This is a genomic window from Nocardiopsis sp. iso_238, assembly GCF_056173325.1.
In genome coordinates, this window is sequence record NZ_CM149668.1 from 5,310,435 (window position 1) to 5,328,843 (window position 18,409).

The 18,409-nt window shown below is 66.0% G+C and carries 11 protein-coding genes and 3 rRNA genes; 5 read left to right on the forward strand and 9 right to left on the reverse strand.

The features are described 5' to 3' along the window. Positions 1 to 2 precede the first annotated feature (2 nt). The 3 genes from sucD to AC0VYL_RS23910 all read right to left on the reverse strand — a co-directional run bounded on the left by sucD (position 3) and on the right by AC0VYL_RS23910 (position 2,854). Positions 3 to 881, reverse strand: coding sequence for a succinate--CoA ligase subunit alpha (gene sucD, locus AC0VYL_RS23900; RefSeq protein WP_017545891.1), 879 nt, complete (start codon positions 879 to 881; stop codon positions 3 to 5). A gap of 13 nt (positions 882 to 894) precedes the next feature. Continuing rightward, the gene (sucC, locus tag AC0VYL_RS23905) at positions 895 to 2,076 is read right to left on the reverse strand and encodes an ADP-forming succinate--CoA ligase subunit beta (protein WP_475481566.1); all 1,182 of its coding nucleotides are present in this window, start codon (positions 2,074 to 2,076) and stop codon (positions 895 to 897) included. Between the two features lie 367 nt (positions 2,077 to 2,443). Next, the gene (locus AC0VYL_RS23910) at positions 2,444 to 2,854 is read right to left on the reverse strand and encodes a cobalamin B12-binding domain-containing protein (protein ID WP_378745213.1); all 411 of its coding nucleotides are present in this window, start codon (positions 2,852 to 2,854) and stop codon (positions 2,444 to 2,446) included. A 133-nt stretch (positions 2,855 to 2,987) separates the two neighbouring features. On the opposite strand from AC0VYL_RS23910, the gene AC0VYL_RS23915 reads away from it, so the two are divergent. From AC0VYL_RS23915 to AC0VYL_RS23930, 4 genes are all read left to right on the forward strand, one after another. After that, the gene (locus AC0VYL_RS23915) at positions 2,988 to 3,257 is read left to right on the forward strand and encodes a hypothetical protein (RefSeq protein ID WP_475456164.1); all 270 of its coding nucleotides are present in this window, start codon (positions 2,988 to 2,990) and stop codon (positions 3,255 to 3,257) included. Positions 3,258 to 3,309: 52 nt separating this feature from the next. Then, positions 3,310 to 4,767 (forward strand): AlkA N-terminal domain-containing protein, encoded by a 1,458-nt coding sequence (locus AC0VYL_RS23920; RefSeq protein ID WP_475481567.1) that lies wholly within the window; start codon positions 3,310 to 3,312, stop codon positions 4,765 to 4,767. After that, positions 4,764 to 5,318: a methylated-DNA--[protein]-cysteine S-methyltransferase gene (locus tag AC0VYL_RS23925; protein ID WP_475456168.1), complete on the forward strand. Its 555-nt coding sequence runs from the start codon at positions 4,764 to 4,766 to the stop codon at positions 5,316 to 5,318. The genes AC0VYL_RS23920 and AC0VYL_RS23925 overlap by 4 nt, the downstream gene beginning before the upstream one ends. A 144-nt stretch (positions 5,319 to 5,462) precedes the next feature. Then, positions 5,463 to 6,458, forward strand: a complete 996-nt coding sequence (locus AC0VYL_RS23930; protein WP_475481568.1) for a M23 family metallopeptidase — start codon at positions 5,463 to 5,465, stop codon at positions 6,456 to 6,458. Positions 6,459 to 6,774: 316 nt separating this feature from the next. Here the strand turns inward: AC0VYL_RS23930 and rrf are convergent. The 4 genes from rrf to pcrA all read right to left on the reverse strand — a co-directional run bounded on the left by rrf (position 6,775) and on the right by pcrA (position 14,910). Beyond that, a 5S ribosomal RNA gene (rrf, locus tag AC0VYL_RS23935) occupies positions 6,775 to 6,890 on the reverse strand. A gap of 97 nt (positions 6,891 to 6,987) precedes the next feature. Beyond that, a 23S ribosomal RNA gene (locus tag AC0VYL_RS23940) occupies positions 6,988 to 10,077 on the reverse strand. A 306-nt stretch (positions 10,078 to 10,383) separates the two neighbouring features. Further along, positions 10,384 to 11,916, reverse strand: a 16S ribosomal RNA gene (locus tag AC0VYL_RS23945). The 16S, 23S and 5S rRNA genes sit together here, the layout of an rRNA operon. A gap of 663 nt (positions 11,917 to 12,579) precedes the next feature. Beyond that, positions 12,580 to 14,910 carry a DNA helicase PcrA gene (pcrA, locus tag AC0VYL_RS23950; protein ID WP_475481569.1) on the reverse strand — a complete coding sequence of 777 codons (2,331 nt, stop codon included), beginning with the start codon at positions 14,908 to 14,910 and terminating at the stop codon, positions 12,580 to 12,582. Between the two features lie 341 nt (positions 14,911 to 15,251). On the opposite strand from pcrA, the gene AC0VYL_RS23955 reads away from it, so the two are divergent. Continuing rightward, the gene (locus tag AC0VYL_RS23955; RefSeq protein ID WP_475483572.1) at positions 15,252 to 16,181 is read left to right on the forward strand and encodes a nucleoside hydrolase; all 930 of its coding nucleotides are present in this window, start codon (positions 15,252 to 15,254) and stop codon (positions 16,179 to 16,181) included. Between the two features lie 115 nt (positions 16,182 to 16,296). Here the strand turns inward: AC0VYL_RS23955 and AC0VYL_RS23960 are convergent, their stop codons facing one another. After that, a complete protein-coding gene (locus tag AC0VYL_RS23960; protein ID WP_378738339.1) occupies positions 16,297 to 16,968 on the reverse strand; it encodes a response regulator in 672 nt (223 codons plus the stop codon). 176 nt (positions 16,969 to 17,144) lie between these two features. Then, positions 17,145 to 18,335 (reverse strand): ATP-binding protein, encoded by a 1,191-nt coding sequence (locus tag AC0VYL_RS23965; RefSeq protein ID WP_475463224.1) that lies wholly within the window; start codon positions 18,333 to 18,335, stop codon positions 17,145 to 17,147. Positions 18,336 to 18,409: the final 74 nt, after the last annotated feature.

The window sequence follows — 18,409 nt, forward strand, 5'->3', positions numbered from 1 at the left end:
CCCTAGAAGAGGTCGCGCACCAGCTGAGCGGTCTCGCTCGGGGTCTTGCCGACCTTGACGCCAACGGCCTCGAGGGCCTCCTTCTTGGCGGCGGCCGTGCCGGAGGAGCCGGAGACGATGGCGCCGGCGTGGCCCATGGTCTTGCCCTCCGGGGCGGTGAAGCCCGCGACGTAGCCGACGACCGGCTTGGTCACGTTGGCCTTGATGAAGTCGGCCGCGCGCTCCTCGGCGTCGCCGCCGATCTCACCGATCATCACGATCACGTCGGTGTCCGGGTCGGCCTCGAAGGCCGCCAGGGCGTCGATGTGCGTGGTGCCGATGATCGGGTCGCCACCGATGCCGACGGCGGACGAGAAGCCGATGTCGCGCAGCTCGTACATCATCTGGTAGGTGAGCGTGCCCGACTTCGAGACCAGGCCGATGCGGCCCGGCTTCGCGATGTCGGCCGGGATGATGCCGGCGTTGGACTGGCCCGGGGTGATGAGACCGGGGCAGTTCGGGCCGACGATGCGGGTCTTGTTGCCCTTGGAGCCGGCGTAGGCCCAGAAGGCGGCGGTGTCGTGGACCGGGATGCCCTCGGTGATCACGACGGCCAGACCGATCTCGGCGTCGATCGCCTCGACGACGGCGTCCTTGGAGAACTTCGGCGGAACGAAGATCACGGTGACGTCGGCGCCGGTGGCGGCCATACCGTCCGCGACGGAGCCGAAGACGGGCACCTCGGTGCCGTCGAAGTCGACGCTCTGCCCGGCCTTGCGCGGGTTCACGCCACCAACGATGTTGGTGCCGGACGCGAGCATACGGCGGGTGTGCTTGGTGCCCTCAGAGCCGGTCATGCCCTGGACGAGCACCTTGCTGTCCTTGTTCAGGAAGATAGCCATGGTGTGTTGTCCCCTACTTCGCCGCGAGCTCGGCGGCCTGAGCGGCGGCGCCGTCCATCGTGTCGACCCGACGAACGGCCGGGTGGGCGCGCTCGTCGAGGATCTGGCGACCCAGTTCGGCGTTGTTGCCGTCCAGGCGGACGACCAGCGGCTTGCTGACGTCGTCGCCGCGCTGCTCCAGGAGCTCCAGAGCCTGCACGATGCCGTTGGCCACGGCGTCGCAGGCGGTGATGCCACCGAAGACGTTGACGAACACGCTCTTGACGGCGGGGTCGCCCAGGATGATCTCCAGGCCGTTCGCCATCACCTCGGCGGAGGCACCGCCACCGATGTCGAGGAAGTTGGCGGGCTTGACGCCGCCGTGGTTCTCACCGGCGTAGGCGACCACGTCCAGGGTCGACATGACCAGACCGGCACCGTTACCGATGATGCCGACCTCGCCGTCGAGCTTGACGTAGTTGAGCCCCTTGGCCTTGGCGGCGACCTCGAGCGGGTCACCCTCCTCGGCGAAGGTCAGGCTCTCCAGGTCCTGGCGGAACTCGGCGTTCTCGTCCAGGGTCACCTTGCCGTCGAGGGCGACGACCCGGCCGTCCTTGGTCAGGATGAGCGGGTTCACCTCCGCGAGGGTGGCGTCCTTGCCCACGAAGGCGTCCCACAGCTTGGAGACGATCTCCGTGGCGCCCGCGGCCGCGGCCTCGGGCAGGTTGCCGGCCTTGACGATCTCCGCGGCCACGTCGGCCGGGGCGCCCTTCAGGGCGTCGATCGAGATCTTGGCGACGGCGTCGGGGTTGGTCTCCGCGACCTCCTCGATCTCCATGCCGCCCTCTTTGGAGCAGATGGAGAGGAAGTTGCGGTTGGCGCGGTCGAGCAGGAAGGAGAAGTAGTACTCCTCAGCGATGTCACTCGCTTCCTCGACGAGGACACGGTGGACCGTGTGGCCCTTGATGTCCATGCCGAGGATCTGCTCGGCCTTGGCCTCGGCGTCCTCGGGGCCGTCGGCCACCTTGACGCCGCCGGCCTTCCCGCGGCCGCCCGTCTTGACCTGGGCCTTCACGACGACGCGGGGCTTGCCCGCGGCGGCGAACTCATCGGCGATGGCACGCGCCTCAGCGACCGTGCTCGCCACCTTCCCCTGGGGTACGGGAACCCCGTACTCTGCGAAGAGTTGCTTCGCCTGGTATTCGAACAGGTCCACGAGGGTCCGTCCTTGTAACTCGCTGGCTCAAGTGTGTACCGGGGTGGCGTGTCCGGATCGGCGGTGACGCACTGAAGGGGTGTCACACGACGCACACCCCTCGTTGGGGGTGAGCCGCCTACAGAGATCGAGATCGCCGCGGCGTTGCCACCCGCGACATGCGCAAAGCTTAGTCGCCCGTTGTCCGGCCACCGGACACCAGGGTCGCGTTGACCCCATGGCCTTGCGCACAAATGCCGCTCATGCGGCACTGCGGGGCCTCCCACATGGGAACATATGTGACCAGAGACACGACTGATAACACCGATCCGGGGTCGATCCGCCCCGCATCGGACTTCCACCGAAGTGCGACGAAGGTCACGACCCCTCAGGCCGCGTGCGCGGGCCGGATGTTCTCGCGCACCCAGTCCGCGATCTCCGCCGTCGGCGCACCCGGTGTGAAGATCCGGGCGACCCCCATCGCCTCCAGCTCCGCGATGTCGGAGTCGGGGATGATGCCCCCGCCGAACACCCTGATGTCGGTGGCGTCGTTCTCCCGCAGCAGCTCCATGACCCGGCCGAACATCGTCATGTGGGCGCCCGAGAGCACCGACAGCCCGATGGCGTCGGCGTCCTCCTGGAGCGCGGCGGCCACGATCATCTCCGGGGTCTGGCGCAGTCCGGTGTAGATGACCTCCACCCCGGCGTCCCTCAGGACCCGGGCGACGATCTTGACCCCCCGGTCGTGCCCGTCCAGTCCCGGCTTCGCGACGACGACGCGCGCGGCGGCCTCGGCCATGGCGTACCCCTCACTACGTTCCCTGCGGGGCGCCCCTCGTGAGGGCCCTCCCGCCGGGGAGATGATGAACTCGTGTGAAGAGTAACCCAGGTCACTCGCGGGTGCGGGGCACGGGGGCGGGTATCGTCCGACCATGGACGACGGATACGAACAGACCAGCACGGAGGACCTGCGGGAACGCGCCCTGGAACTGGCACGGAAGCGCTGGGACGTGGGCTTCCTCTGGCGCCTGCTGAGCCTGATCCCGGCCGCCGAGGCCGCCGCGGGCAACCGGGACGCCAGCGAGGCCAGCGTCGCCCAGGTGTCGGGGCTCCTCTACGAGGCGTTCTCGTCGGAGCACGACCCGAAGGTGCACGAGGCGCTGCGCCCCGTCTACATCGACTATCTCAACGGGGAGGACTGACCCCACCTGGGTGTCCGAAAACCGCCAGCATCCCCCTCTCCACTGGGCGAACATGGTGGTTGTGATGGACGACGAGCAGCGTTACAGAGCGGTACGGAGCAGGGATTCCCGTTTCGACGGGGTCTTCTACACCGCCGTGCGCACCACCGGCATCTACTGCCGACCGAGCTGCCCCGCGGTGACCCCGCGCCGGGAGAACGTCCGCTTCTACAGGACGGCGGCCGCCGCGCAGGAGTCCGGGTTCCGCGCCTGCAAACGGTGCCGGCCGGACACCGTGCCCGGCTCCCCCGAGTGGAACGTGCGGGCCGACGTGGTGGGCCGGGCGATCCGGCTGATCCACGACGGCGCCGTCGACCGAGGAGGGGTGGGCGCCCTCGCGGACAACCTCGGATACAGCGAACGCCAGCTCAACCGCCTGCTCAGCGCCGAGGTCGGCGCGGGACCGCTCGCCCTGGCCAGGGCGGAACGCACCCACACCGCGCGGGTCCTGGTGGAGACCACGGACATGCCCATGTCCGACGTCGCCTTCGCCTCCGGGTTCGCGAGTGTGCGGCAGTTCAACGAGACGATGCGGGCGGTCTTCGACCGCTCCCCCTCGGAGATGCGCGCCGCCACCCGACGGTCGAGCACACCACCGACCAGCGGGATCGTGCTGCGACTCCCGTACCGGGGCGCGATCGACCTGGACCGGATGCTCTCCTTCCTCGGTGACCGCGCGGTCCCGGGCGTGGAGGAGTACTCCGGCAGCTACCGGCGCACGCTCCGTCTGCCCCACGGTCCGGGGATCGTCGAACTCTCCGCCGGTTCCGGGCACGTGCGGTGCCGACTGTGGCTGACCGACCCGAGCGACCTGACCAGCGCCGTGCGCCGCTGCCGGAGCCTGCTGGACCTGGACGCCGACCCCGACGCGGTCGCGGAGGTCCTCGGACCGGACCCCGTGCTCGGCCCGGTCCTGCGCCGACGCCCCGGGGTGCGCGCGCCGGGCCACGTGGACCCCGCCGAACTGGCGGTCCGCGCGGTCCTGGGCCAGCAGGTCTCGGTCAGGGCCGCGCGTACCCTGGCAGGACGGTTGGTGGCCAGGTACGGGGAACCGCTGGGACCCGGGCTCGACGGCCTGTTCCCCGGGCTCACCCACACGTTCGCCTCCCCGGAGGCGCTGACCGACGCCGACCCGGCGGGGATGTCCATCCCCGTGTCCCGGGGGCGGGCCCTCACCAACGTGGCGGGGGCGATCGCCTCCGGCCGCGTGGACCTGGGTCCGGGCTGCGACCGGGACGAGGCGGAACACCGACTGATGGAGCTGCCCGGGATCGGCCCGTGGACCGCCGGCTACGTCCGGATGCGCGGTCTGGGCGACCCGGACGTGTTCCTGGAGACGGACCTCGGGGTGCGGCAGGCCCTGGAACGAACGGGCCCGGTCTCACCGAAGGCATGGAGCCCCTGGCGTTCGTACGCGACCCACCTCCTGTGGGCGTCGCTGGGACTACCCGACGAGGAAGGATCAGGATGAACACACAGGAAGCACTTCCCATGGACCTGGAGCCGGTGGCCCCGCCACGCGAGGCGGCGGTGACCTTCCGGACTCCGCTCCCCGGCCCGACCCGCCACACCACGATGGACTCGCCCCTCGGCGAACTGACGCTGTACGGCGACGGCGAGGCCCTGGGCGGGCTGTTGACCCCGCCCAAGGAAGGACGGACCGTGCCGTCCGACTGGGTGCGGGACGAGGCCGCGTTCACCGAGGTCAGGAAGCAGCTGACCGCGTACTTCGAGGGGAGGCTCCGGCACTTCGACCTGCCCCTCGCTCCCGCCGGTACGCCCTGGCAGCTCCGGGTGTGGCAGGCACTCACCACCATTCCCTACGGGGAGACCGCCAGCTACGGTGAGCTCGCCCAGGAGCTGGGCCGCCCCACCGCGTCCCGCGCCGTGGGCATGGCCAACGGGCGGAACCCGATCAGCGTCATCGTCCCCTGTCACCGGGTCATCGGCGCCAACGGGAGCCTGACCGGCTACGCGGGCGGACTGGAGCGCAAGGAGTTCCTCCTGGCCCTGGAGCGGTAACAAACCAACCAAATCAGGGGTGTAGCCGAAGGAACTTTCCGGTTACACCCCTTGTCCGTGCCTGGGTGCCTGGTTACTCTGCGGTAGCCACGAACACGAAGTGGTGTGTCACTCCCCGTTCGCACGACTCCCCCAGGAGAAGCGTTGACACTGCCAACCCCCCGAATCCCCCTCGTACTGACCGCCTCCGTCGCCCTCGTGGTCACGGGCATGACCCCCGCGTCCGCGCAGAACGAGCCCCTGAGCACCGCTGACAACGTCGAGATCCTTTTCGAGTCCGAGGTGGCCGACGACCTCCCCACCGCCGCCCCCTCCCTGGCCGACTCGGTCATCGAGGACGTCCTGGCGGAGCGCTCCACGGAGCTGTCCACCCTCGCCGCCCAGGACCGTGACGTGCGAGTCGACATCCGGGAGGCCAACGACGAGGCCGCCTTCGGTGTGGCCATCGTGACCGCCCCCGAGGTCGAGGGCGAGGACCCCTACGCCTGGCTGTTCGCCGCAGAGCTCGACGGCGCCTGGGAGGTGGGGCTCGAAGGCACCGACGAGTTCTCCCAGATCCTCGCCGCGTCCGGGCTGATGGACACCGAACAGCGCGAGACCGTCGCGGCCTCCACCGACCCCGGCCAGCTCTCCCCCATGGCCTACACCGGCGTGGGTCTGCCGTTCTCGATCGGCACCTCGATGATCATGACCGGCGGCCCGCACGGGTTCAGCTCCGGCCCGCCGTACAGCTCAGTGGACTTCGCCGGGGGCAACGGCCAGGCCCGCGCCGCCCGGGGCGGCTACGCCTACTCCCTGTGCTCAGGCTGGACCCGGGTCATCCACGACAACGGATACTCCACGGACTACTACCACCTGGAGGACTACCAGTGGCTGCCCGGTAACAACGTCGGCACCGGCCACTACCTGGGCACCCAGGGCAACAGCCTCTGCGCGGGCGGCTCGACCACCGGCGCCCACATCCACTTCGCGCTGCGCGGTTACACGGACCCGAACGCCGCCGGTTGGTACGTGGCGCTGAACGGCCTGACCCTCGGCGGCTGGACCTTCGTCGAGGGCGCCAACTACGGCGGCTACGCCTACCGCAACGGCGTGGGCAACGTCTACCCGGGCGGCTCGATGTACAACTACGGCTTCTGACCCAAAGGGAGAGGGGCCCCTGGCTTCAGGGGCCCCTCTCCCCGTGTGCTCGGCCCTCTCCTCCCGCACGTACACAACCCCTCAACCCCAGGGGTTGTGTACGTGCGGGTGTGGAGCATCCTCAGCCCCAGGGGGTGTGCTTGACCACCCCCGTGGTTGAACCCGCACGGCGAAGACCCCCTCAGCCCCAGGGAGGCGCACACACAGGCCTGCCCACCACCATTTTCACAAACGCACAAACCAGGACAACAAAAAAGAGAAGGAGAAGAACCCACACCCCAAGGCGTGAACCCTTCCCCTCCCCTTCCAAGAAAAACCGTGGCGGCGACCTACTCTCCCACCCCATCACAGGGCAGTACCATCAGCGCAAGGAGACTTAACGACCGGGTTCGGAATGAGACCGGGTGTGACCCTCCTGCCAAAACCACCACGGAAACCAACACCCACAACCACCACTCAACCCCGAAAGGGAATGACAGCCACGAGCAAGCTTCGTGAACAAAGTGTGCGCGAACATCCAATTATCTGCAGCGGACAAGCCCTCGACCTATTAGTACCGGTCAGCTCCACCCCTCACAAGGCTTCCACACCCGGCCTATCAACCCTGTCGTCTACAGGGAGTCTTACCCTCTCAAGGAGGCAGGAGACCTCATCTCGAAGCAAGCTTCCCGCTTAGATGCTTTCAGCGGTTATCTCTCCCGAACGTAGCCAACCAGCCATGCCCTTGGCAGGACAACTGGCACACCAGAGGTTCGTCCGTCCCGGTCCTCTCGTACTAGGGACAGCCCTTCTCAAGTCTCCAACGCGCACAGCGGATAGGGACCGAACTGTCTCACGACGTTCTAAACCCAGCTCGCGTGCCGCTTTAATGGGCGAACAGCCCAACCCTTGGGACCAACTCCAGCCCCAGGATGCGACGAGCCGACATCGAGGTGCCAAACCATCCCGTCGATATGGACTCTTGGGGAAGATCAGCCTGTTATCCCCGGGGTACCTTTTAGCCGTTGAGCGACACCGCTTCCACACGCCGGTGCCGGATCACTAGTCCCAGCTTTCGCTCCTGCTCGACACGTCCGTCTCACAGTCAAGCTCCCTTGTGCACTTACACTCAACACCTGATTACCAACCAGGCTGAGGGAACCTTTGGGCGCCTCCGTTACTCTTTGGGAGGCAACCGCCCCAGTTAAACTACCCACCAGACACTGTCCCCGAACCGGATCACGGTCCAAAGTTAGATGCCCGAAACAGTCAGAGTGGTATTTCACCAACGCCTCCACCGCCACTAGCGTGACAGTCTCACAGGCTCCCACCTATCCTACACAAACCATCCCAAACACCAATGTCAAGCTATAGTGAAGGTCCCGGGGTCTTTCCGTCCTGCTGCGCGAAACGAGCATCTTTACTCGTAGTGCAATTTCACCGGGCCCATGGTTGAGACAGTGGGGAAGTCGTTACGCCATTCGTGCAGGTCGGAACTTACCCGACAAGGAATTTCGCTACCTTAGGATGGTTATAGTTACCACCGCCGTTTACTGGCGCTTAGATTCCTAGCTTCGCGGGCCGAAACCCACTAACCAGTCCTCTTAACGTTCCAGCACCGGGCAGGCGTCAGTCCGTATACAGCGTCTTACGACTTCGCACGGACCTGTGTTTTTAATAAACAGTCGCTTCCCCCCGCTATCTGCGACCCCACCCAGCTCCGAAGGCATGCTTCTTCACCGGACAGGGCTCCCCTTCTCCCAAAGTTACGGGGACAATTTGCCGAGTTCCTTAACCATGGTTCACCCGAACGCCTCGGTATTCTCTACCTGACCACCTGCGTCGGTTTAGGGTACTGGCCACACACGAACTCGCTAGAGGCTTTTCTCGACAGCATGGGATCACTCACTTCGCCAAAAACGGCTCGGCATCACGTCTCAACCTTCATGAGAGGCGGATTTACCTACCCCTCGGCCTACACGCTTACCCCCGGACAACCACCGCCGGGTAGAGCTACCCTCCTGCGTCACCCCATCACTTACCTACTACAAGCTCGGGTCCCAGACCAGTTCAGAGGCACTCCCCGAAGGGACCACCAAGAACCAGCGTGGTTAGCATCACCTGATTCGATACTGGACGCTCGTGCACGGGTACGGGAATATCAACCCGTTATCCATCGACTACGCCTGTCGGCCTCGCCTTAGGTCCAGACTCACCCTGGGCGGATTAACCTGCCCCAGGAACCCTTAGTCAATCGGCGGCAACGTTTCTCACGTTGCTTTCGCTACTCATGCCTGCATTCTCACTCGCACACCCTCCACCACTCGATCACTCGGCAGCTTCACTGGATGCACGACGCTCCCCTACCAACCCAAGAATAAACTTGGACTTCACAGCTTCGGCGGTGTACTTAAGCCCCGCTACATTATCGGCGCAGAACCACTTGACCAGTGAGCTATTACGCACTCTTTAAAGGATGGCTGCTTCTAAGCCAACCTCCTGGTTGTCTGGGCAACTCCACAACCTTTCCCACTTAGCACACGCTTAGGGGCCTTAGCTGATGATCTGGGCTGTTTCCCTCTCGACTACGAAGCTTATCCCCCGCAGTCTCACTGCCACGCTTCACTTAACCGGCATTCGGAGTTTGTCTGACGTCAGTAACCTTGTAGGGCCCATCAGCCAAACAGTAGCTCTACCTCCAGCAAGAAACACGCGACGCTGCACCTAAATGCATTTCGGGGAGAACCAGCTATCACGGAGTTTGATTGGCCTTTCACCCCTACCCACACCTCATCCCCCAGATTTTCAACTCTGGTGGGTTCGGGCCTCCACGAGGTCTTACCCCCGCTTCACCCTGGACATGGGTAGATCACTCCGCTTCGGGTCCACAGCATGCGACTCAAACGCCCTATTCAGACTCGGTTTCCCTACGGCTACCCCACCCGGGTTAACCTCGCCACACACCATGACTCGCAGGCTCATTCTTCAAAAGGCACGCCATCACAACCCCGAAGGACTGCTCTGACGGCTTGACAGCACACGGTTTCAGGTACTATTTCACGACCCCTCACCGGGGCACTTTTCACCTTTCCCTCACGGTACTAGTGCACTATCGGTCATCAGGACGTATTTTGGCTTAGCAGGTGGTCCTGCCAGATTCACACGGAATTTCTCGGGCTCCGCGCTACTCGGGAGAACATCAACACCTAGACTCTTCCTTCACCTACGGGACTCTCACCCACTCCGGTACCGCTTCCCAACGGATTCAGCTAGAAAAATCATCAGCGCTCCAGGCCGACAGACCTGAAAAGATGCATCCCACAACCCCGCACACGCAACGACTGTCGTCTATCACACGCGCACGGTTTAGCCTCTTCCCCGTTCGCTCACCACTACTAGGAGAATCACTGTTGTTTACTCTTCCTACGGGTACTGAGATGTTTCACTTCCCCGCGTCACCACCAACTACCCTATACATTCAGGTAGCGGCAACCCGACACAACTCGGGCTAGGTTTCCCCATTCGGACACCCGCGGATCAAAGCTCGGTTGACAGCTCCCCGCGGCCTATCGTGGCCTCCCACGTCCTTCATCGGCGCCTGATGCCAAGGCATCCACCGTGTGCCACTATCACTTGGCCACTACAGATAATAAGATGCTCGCGCACACTATTCACAAATCAAAACACCAACCACAAACTCCCCTACCTCAAACCACAAACCCAACCCGCAAGGGCCAGGATCGTGGGAGTTACTGGAGGTGGTAGCGGGAACCAACCACAAGGATTGCTTCCTCAGATACCCAACAGCGCGCCCCCCGACGCTTCTAGTCGCCGGAGGTTAAGTTCGATTTCACTTCAGCCACTCCCCATCACCCCGAAGGGTGTGAGGTCCACTTTCGAGTCCGACCAACGATAGAAAGGTGTTGGTCTTCAAAAGACTCCTTAGAAAGGAGGTGATCCAGCCGCACCTTCCGGTACGGCTACCTTGTTACGACTTCGTCCCAATCGCCAGCCCCACCTTCACTCATTCCCTCCCCGAAGGGTTAGGCCACAAGTTTCGGGTGTTGCCGACTTTCATGACGTGACGGGCGGTGTGTACAAGGCCCGGGAACGTATTCACCGCGGCGTTGCTGATCCGCGATTACTAGCGACTCCACCTTCATGGGGTCGAGTTGCAGACCCCAATCCGAACTGAGACCGGCTTTAAGGGATTCGCTCCACCTTACGGTATCGCACGCCCATTGTACCGGCCATTGTAGCATGTTTGCAGCCCAAGACATAAGGGGCATGATGACTTGACGTCGTCCCCACCTTCCTCCGAGTTGACCCCGGCAGTCTCCCATGAGTCCCCACCATTACGTGCTGGCAACATGGAACAAGGGTTGCGCTCGTTGCGGGACTTAACCCAACATCTCACGACACGAGCTGACGACAGCCATGCACCACCTGTCACCCACCAACTAAATGACCCTGTATCTCTACAGGTCCACGGGTGATGTCAAACCTTGGTAAGGTTCTTCGCGTTGCGTCGAATTAAGCAACATGCTCCGCCGCTTGTGCGGGCCCCCGTCAATTCCTTTGAGTTTTAGCCTTGCGGCCGTACTCCCCAGGCGGGGCGCTTAATGCGTTAGCTACGGCGCGGAAACCGTGGAAAGTCCCCACACCTAGCGCCCAACGTTTACGGCATGGACTACCAGGGTATCTAATCCTGTTCGCTCCCCATGCTTTCGCTCCTCAGCGTCAGGTAAGGCCCAGAGACCCGCCTTCGCCACCGGTGTTCCTCCTGATATCTGCGCATTTCACCGCTACACCAGGAATTCCAGTCTCCCCTACCTACCTCTAGCATGCCCGTATCCACTGCAGAACCGGAGTTAAGCCCCGGTCTTTCACAGCAGACGCGACATGCCGCCTACGAGCTCTTTACGCCCAATAATTCCGGACAACGCTCGGACCCTACGTATTACCGCGGCTGCTGGCACGTAGTTAGCCGGTCCTTATTCCCCACCTACCGTCAACCCCACGAGAACGTGGAGCCTGCGTTGGTGGTAAAAGAGGTTTACAACCCGAAGGCCGTCATCCCCCACGCGGCGTCGCTGCATCAGGCTTTCGCCCATTGTGCAATATTCCCCACTGCTGCCTCCCGCAGGAGTCTGGGCCGTGTCTCAGTCCCAGTGTGGCCGGTCGCCCTCTCAGGCCGGCTACCCGTAATCGCCTTGGTAGGCCGTTACCCCACCAACAAGCTGATAGGCCGCGAGCCCATCCCTGACCGATAAAACTTTCCACCCTCCACCATGAGGTGGCGGGTCGTATCCGGTATTAGACGGCGTTTCCACCGCTTATCCCGGAGTCAGGGGCAGGTTGCTCACGTGTTACTCACCCGTTCGCCGCTCGTGTACCCCGAAGGGCCTTACCGCTCGACTTGCATGTGTTAAGCACGCCGCCAGCGTTCGTCCTGAGCCAGGATCAAACTCTCCATAAAGGTCAAACAACCCGTCCCGGCGACCAGAGGTCAGCCTGGGGCGAGTAAACCTAGAAGAAATCCTGACCAACCAACTCGCGTTGGTTAATCAAAGGAACCCTACGCACCGAAGTGCGTCGGGGCCAAAACAAACATGGCTTAAAGAAAATCAAACACGCGCTGTTGAGTTCTCAAGAAACAATCGCTCTTCCCGTACAAGCGCCAGAACCTCAAGGTTCCGTCTGCTCTTCCGGAGAAGGCCTCTGCGTTTCCGCTTTATTGTGTCTTTACTTTATCAGGTGTTCCGCGCCCCGCCAAATCGGCGTTTTCGCTTTCAAACCTGATCCGGAGAAAGAATTCCCGGTGCCTCGTCCGCTCCGCGTTTCCGCCGGGCTTTTGAAGCAACTCCCCGAGCCTACATGCTCCGAGCGACTGCTCGAACCAGTGTGTTTCGGAGGAGGTGGACCGGCCCGCCCGCGGAGTTATCCGCGTTCGTCTCGCTCGGTCTTGACCAACTGTACCCCTGGGGTGGAGTGCTCGTGACAGGTTTGCGAAATCTCTTCGGTGTCCTGGCCTACATCGCCTCGGAGCGACCCGGTCGCGGGCCGGAAACCACCCGTCCACCGCTCCGGGTCCCGCTCCCCTCAGAGGAGCGGGACCCCTGTCCCCAGGGGATCCGACCGCCTAGAGCTTCTCGATCGGGGCGTACTTGACCAGGAAGTCCTTCTCACCGATGTCGGCGCCGAAGTCGATTCTGGCCTTGGTCTTGTCCCCGGCGCCGTCGACCAGCTGCACCCGGCCCATCCCGAAGGAGTCGTGGTTGACCAGGTCGCCCACACTGAGCGTGGGCGCCTCCTTGACGGCCTTCTTCCTCCCGCTGCCGAAGGGGCTCGCGAAGCCGCCGCCGCCACCACCGAATCCTCCGCCGGAGCGGCCGCCGATGGTGCGGCTGGGCGGGGCGGAGAGCGTGGACTCGGCGCGGCGCCAGTCGATCAGCGCCGACGGGATCTCGTCCAGGAACCGGGACGCCGGGTTGTAGGAGGGCGTCCCCCAGGCACTGCGCACCGCCGCGCGGCTCACGTACAGCCGCTGCTCGGCGCGGGTGATGCCCACGTACGCCAGGCGCCGTTCCTCCTCCAGCTCGGTCTTGTCCCCCAGCGTCCGCGTGTGTGGGAAGACCCCGTCCTCCATGCCGGTGAGGAAGACAGCCGGGAACTCCAGCCCCTTCGCCGCGTGCAGGGTCATCAGGGTGACCACCCCGCCGTCGTCGTCCTCGTCGGGGATCTGGTCGGTGTCAGCGACCAGCGAGATGCGCTCCAGGAAGTCGACCAGGGTGGGTTCGCCCGGGTCGATGCCCTGGTTCTCCTCGCCCTCCAGCTCCGCCTCGTCCTCGATGAGCGCGGCGAAGGTGTGCTCGAACTCCCGGGCCACGTCGACGAACTCCTCCAGGTTCTCCACCCGGCTCTCGTCCTGGAGGTCCTTGGACTCCGCGAGCTCCGACAGGTAGCCGGTCTTGCTGAGCACCGCCTCGACGATCTCCGCGGGGGTGCTGCCCGGGACGACCTCCGCGAGCTCGTCCAACAGGGCGGTGAAGTTGCGGATCGCCTTGGCCGAACGGGTCGCCAGGCCCGGGGCCTCGTCCACGCGGCGCAGCGCCTTCGAGAACGAGACGCGCTCACGCGCGGCGAGCAGCTCGATGGACTCCTCCGCCCGCGCGCCGATGCCGCGCTTGGGCACGTTGAGGATGCGGCGCAGGCTCACCGTGTCCTCGGGGTTGGCCAGCACCCGCAGGTAGGCGAGGATGTCGCGGATCTCCTTGCGCTCGTAGAAGCGCACACCGCCGACGATCTTGTACGGCAGGCCGGTCCGGATGAAGACGTCCTCGAACACGCGGGACTGGGCGTTGGTCCGGTAGAAGACCGCGACCTGGCTCGGCTTGACCGCGCCCTCGTCGGTGAGCCGGTCGATCTCACCGACCACGAAGGCCGCCTCGTCGTGCTCGTTGTCCGCGACGTACCCGGTGATCATCGGGCCCTCGCCCTGCTCCGACCACAGGTTCTTGGCCGGGCGGCCCTCGTTGCGGTCGATCACCGTGTTGGCGGCGGAGAGGATGTTCTGGGTGGAGCGGTAGTTCTGCTCCAGCAGGATGGTCCGCGCGTTCGGGAAGTCGCGCTCGAACTCCAGGATGTTGCGGATGGTCGCGCCCCGGAAGGCGTAGATCGACTGGTCGGCGTCGCCCACCACGCAGAGTTCGGCCGGCGGGACCACGCTGGTGTCGGAGCCCTCCGCCGCGCCGACGAGTTCGCGGACGAACGCGTACTGGGCGTGGTTGGTGTCCTGGTACTCGTCGACCATGACGTGCCGGAAACGGCGCCGGTAGTACTCGGCCACGTCCGGGAACATCTGGAAGAGGTTGACCGTGATCATGATCAGGTCGTCGAAGTCCATGGCGCCCGCTTCGAGCAGGCGGCGCTGGTACAGCTGGTAGGCCTCCGCGAGCTTCTTCTCCTGCTCGGTCTGGGCCTGCTCCGTGTACGTGTCGTAGTCGACGAGCTCGTTCTTGAGGTTGGACACCTGGAAGCTGAAGGACTTGGGCGGGAACCGCTTGGGGTCCAGGTCCACCTCCTTGCAGACCAGCTGCATGAGGCGCTGGGAGTCCGCGGCGTCGTAGATGGTGAAGCTGCTCGGGTAGCCGAGCCGGTGCGCCTCCCGGCGCAGGATGCGCACGCACGCCGAGTGGAAGGTCATCGTCCACATGGTGTTGGCGGCGCGGGTGCCGAGGAGGGCCTCGATGCGCTGCTTCATCTCGGCCGCGGCCTTGTTGGTGAAGGTGATCGCGAGGATCTCCCCCGGGCGCACCCCGCGCTCGGCCATGAGGTGCGCGATGCGGTGGGTGAGGACACGGGTCTTGCCCGATCCCGCGCCCGCCACGATCAGGAGCGGCGCCCCGGCGTGGGTGACGGCGTCGCGCTGGGGACCGTTCAGACCTTCGAGAAGCTGCTCTTGGGAGGACACGCCTACCAGGTTACGGCCGACCGGTGACGTGACCGTCCACCCGGGGGCGGCGCCCCCGAGGGGCCGCCCCGCTCTCCCCGTGCCCGCTCCCTCCCGCCCCTTCCGTCGTTCCCCTCACTCCCGCCCCGTGGGGGCGGGGCCGCCGTCGACGTGCGGTGCGGCCGGCGGCTTACCCTGTTGGGGGCGTTTTCGGCGGATGTCTCCGGTCGTGCGCGTGCCTCCTGTGACGCACGACCGACCACGGAACCTCTCCGGTCACGCCCCACACACCAACCAGGTCATCCGCCTGGCTGGTCCATGTCCTGTTCGGGGGGAGATTGGTCTTGGCTGACCAGGAGTCCATGCGTGTGTTCGTCGACTGCGACCCGGGGATCGACGACGCCGTCGCGCTCGCCTACCTGGCCGCGCGGCCTGAGGTGGAGATCGTCGGTGTCGGCGCGGTGTTCGGCAACAACACGGTCGAGGTGACGGCGCTGAACGCGCTGCGCCTGCTCGACCTGTACGGCCGCCCGGACGTACCGGTGGCCGTGGGCGCCGCCCGGCCGCTGGTGCAGGAGCCGCGGCTGGCCGGGCACGTGCACGGTGAGAACGGCCTGGGCGACGTGAAGCTTCCGGAGCCCGTGCGTGCACCGGTGGCCGAGTCCGCCGCCGAACTCCTCGTGCGTCTGGTGCGTGAGAACCCGGGGCAGGTCGACGTTCTGGCCGTGGGACCGCTGACCAACCTGGCCCTGGCGCTCGGCCTGGAGCCGCGTCTCCCGCAGCTGGTGCGGCGCCTGGTCGTGATGGGCGGTGCCGTGGAGGTGCCCGGGAACGTGTCCTCGCACGCCGAGGCCAACATCGCCAACGACCCCGAGGCGGCCGAGGCGGTGTTCGCGGCCGGGTTCGACCTGGACCTGATCGCGCTCGACATCACCATGAGGACGGTGGCCACCGGGGCGTGGCTGGACCGGCTCCAGGAGGTCCCCGGGGCGCGCGCCCAGAACACGTCCGCGTTCCTGGACTTCTACGCCGAGTTCTACCGGGGCATCTTCGGGGTGCGCCAGTGCGCGATGCACGACCCGCTGGCCGCGGCCGTGCTGGTGGACCCGCACCTGGTGACCGGGGCCTTCGAGGCTCCGGTCCGGGTGGAGCTCACCGGCGGGCTGACCCGTGGGATGACCGTGGCCGACCGTCGCCTGCGTCCGAGCGACGACGAGCGCCGGGCCGCGCGGGTGGTCACCGAGGTGCGGGAGGACGAGTTCCTCGACCGCATGCTCGACTCGCTGCGCTGACCGGTCACCGGTCGTCCGGCGGGCCGGTTGTCCACAGGCTGGGGATGCGGGCTGGCGGCACGGAGGGATTCGGGGTCCCCTGGAGACAGGGGCCCGCGTCCCGGTCCGCGCCGGGTCAGACGAGTCGTCGGGCGGTGGCCCAGCGGCTGAGCTCGTGCCGGTTGGACAGCTGGAGTTTGCGCAGCACCGAGGAGACGTGCGTCTCGACCGTCTTGACCGAGATGAACAGCTCCTTGGCGACCTCCTTGTACGCGTAGCCGCGAGCGATGTGCCGCAGGACCTCGCGTTCGCGCTGGGTGAGGCGGTCCAGCTCGGGGTCGGCCGGGGGCGCGTCCGTCGCGGAGAAGGCGTCCAGCACGAACCCGGCCAGCCGCGGAGAGAACACCGCGTCGCCGTCCGCGACCCGCACGATGGCGTTGGCCAGGTCCTTGCCGGAGATGGTCTTGGTGACGTAGCCGCGCGCGCCCCCGCGCACCACGCCGATGACGTCCTCGGCGGCGTCGGAGACCGACAGGGCCAGGAAGCGGATCTGGGGGTGCTTGGCCAGGACCCGCCGGAGCACCTCGACTCCCCCGCCACCCGGCAGGTGGACGTCGAGGAGCACGAGGTCGGGCAGGGTCTCCCCGATGACGTGCACCGCGCTGTCGACGTCACCGGCCTCACCGATGACGTTGACGGCGTCCCCGAGCTCCCCGCGCACTCCGCTGCGGAACAGCCGGTGGTCGTCCACGATCACGACGCGGGGAACCGCGTCTCCGTCACTGAAGTTCGTGCTCTCTTCTCCCACACCTGGACCCTATCCAGGGAAGTCACCCGGTAGGTAGTGGCCCGCGTCGCCCGGCCCGCCCTCTGGCCCGAAGCGGCCACCGCGCCCGGCGTCCGGAAGGCCCACCGCCCCGGCCCCGGCGCCCACGGTTTGCCCGTTCCTCGGCCCCTCCGCTCCGTCCCCGTGTCCCCCCGGGCTCACATGTCGGGGATGCGGGGCATACGGAGCTGCACCTCGGTGCCCTCTCCGGGTTCGGTGCGGATGCGCGCGCTCCCGCCGTGGCGCTCCATGCGTCCGACGATGGAGCCGCGCACGCCCATGCGGTCCTCGGGGATGTCGTCGAGGTCGAACCCGGCCCCCCGGTCGCGCACGAACACCAGGACCTCCGCCTCGTCCACCTCCCCGAACACCGAAATGGTGTCCGTTCCGGCGTACTTGGAGGCGTTGACCATGGCCTCGCGTGCGGCGCGGAGCATCGCGCTGATGCCGTCGTCGATGGGCGCGTCTCCGACGCACACCACCTCGATCGGCACGCCGTGCTCCTCCTCCACCTCGGCGGCCACCCGTTCCAGGCCCGGCGTGACGGTGGTCTCGGCGTCGGCGGGGCGCTGGTAGAGCCAGCTGCGCAGGGCGCGCTCCTGGACGCGGGCCAGCCGCTGCACCTCGCGGGGGTCGTCGGCGCGGCGCTGGATGAGCGTGAGCGTGTGCAGGACGGAGTCGTGGATGTGCGCGGCGAGTTCGGCGCGTTCGGCGTTGCGGATGCGCTCGCGGCGCTCGGAGTCGCGTTCGCGGATGAGACCGATGATCCAGGGGGCGACGATGAGCGCGATGCCCGCGATGAGCGTGAACGCGAAGGTCAGCCCGGCGCGGGCCTCCTGGAGCTGCTGCTGGAAGACCAGGAAGCCGATGACGCCGACCACGACCAGCAGGACACCGGCGGTGGTGCGCATGATGCTCTTGGGCCGTGTACGGCTGACGGTGCTGTTCATCCACTCGTTGCGTTCGGCGGGGTTGGCCTGCTGCCACAGGATGGTGGCCCCGAGCGCACCGAAGATGACGAACCACAGAAGCGGGTCGAAGACCCCGCCGAACACCAGGAACAGGAGCCCCAGCCCGGCGGCGAGGCCGACGTAGGCGATGAGCTGTGAGATGTCGCGGCCCTTGCGCCGGGCGTCCTCGCCCGGTGCGGACCCGTCGGCGCCGACCTCCTCCTTGGGGACGAGGAAGTACAGGGCCGCGTAGACGGCCACGCCGATCCCGCCGACGGCGAGCGCCATGAACGCGAGGCGGACCACGACCGGGTCCAGCCCCAGGTGCCGGGCCAGCCCTGAGGCGACGCCGCCGAGGAGTCTGCCGTCGACCGCGCGGGTGAGCCGCGGGGTCTCCACGGCCGTCGTTGGCACCGCCGGATCACCGCTTTCGTGTGTGGCGCGACGCCCGTGGCCTGGCGCGCGCGTGGTTG

What these genes read in the sequence shown, in the direction of transcription:
- sucD (WP_017545891.1), bottom strand. Translation starts at nt 881, where the DNA reads ATGGCTATCTTCCTGAACAAGGACAGCAAGGTGCTCGTCCAGGGCATG.
- AC0VYL_RS23910 (WP_378745213.1), bottom strand. Translation starts at nt 2,854, where the DNA reads ATGGCCGAGGCCGCCGCGCGCGTCGTCGTCGCGAAGCCGGGACTGGAC.
- AC0VYL_RS23915 (WP_475456164.1), top strand. Translation starts at nt 2,988, where the DNA reads ATGGACGACGGATACGAACAGACCAGCACGGAGGACCTGCGGGAACGC.
- AC0VYL_RS23920 (WP_475481567.1), top strand. Translation starts at nt 3,310, where the DNA reads ATGGTGGTTGTGATGGACGACGAGCAGCGTTACAGAGCGGTACGGAGC.
- AC0VYL_RS23925 (WP_475456168.1), top strand. Translation starts at nt 4,764, where the DNA reads ATGAACACACAGGAAGCACTTCCCATGGACCTGGAGCCGGTGGCCCCG.
- AC0VYL_RS23955 (WP_475483572.1), top strand. Translation starts at nt 15,252, where the DNA reads ATGCGTGTGTTCGTCGACTGCGACCCGGGGATCGACGACGCCGTCGCG.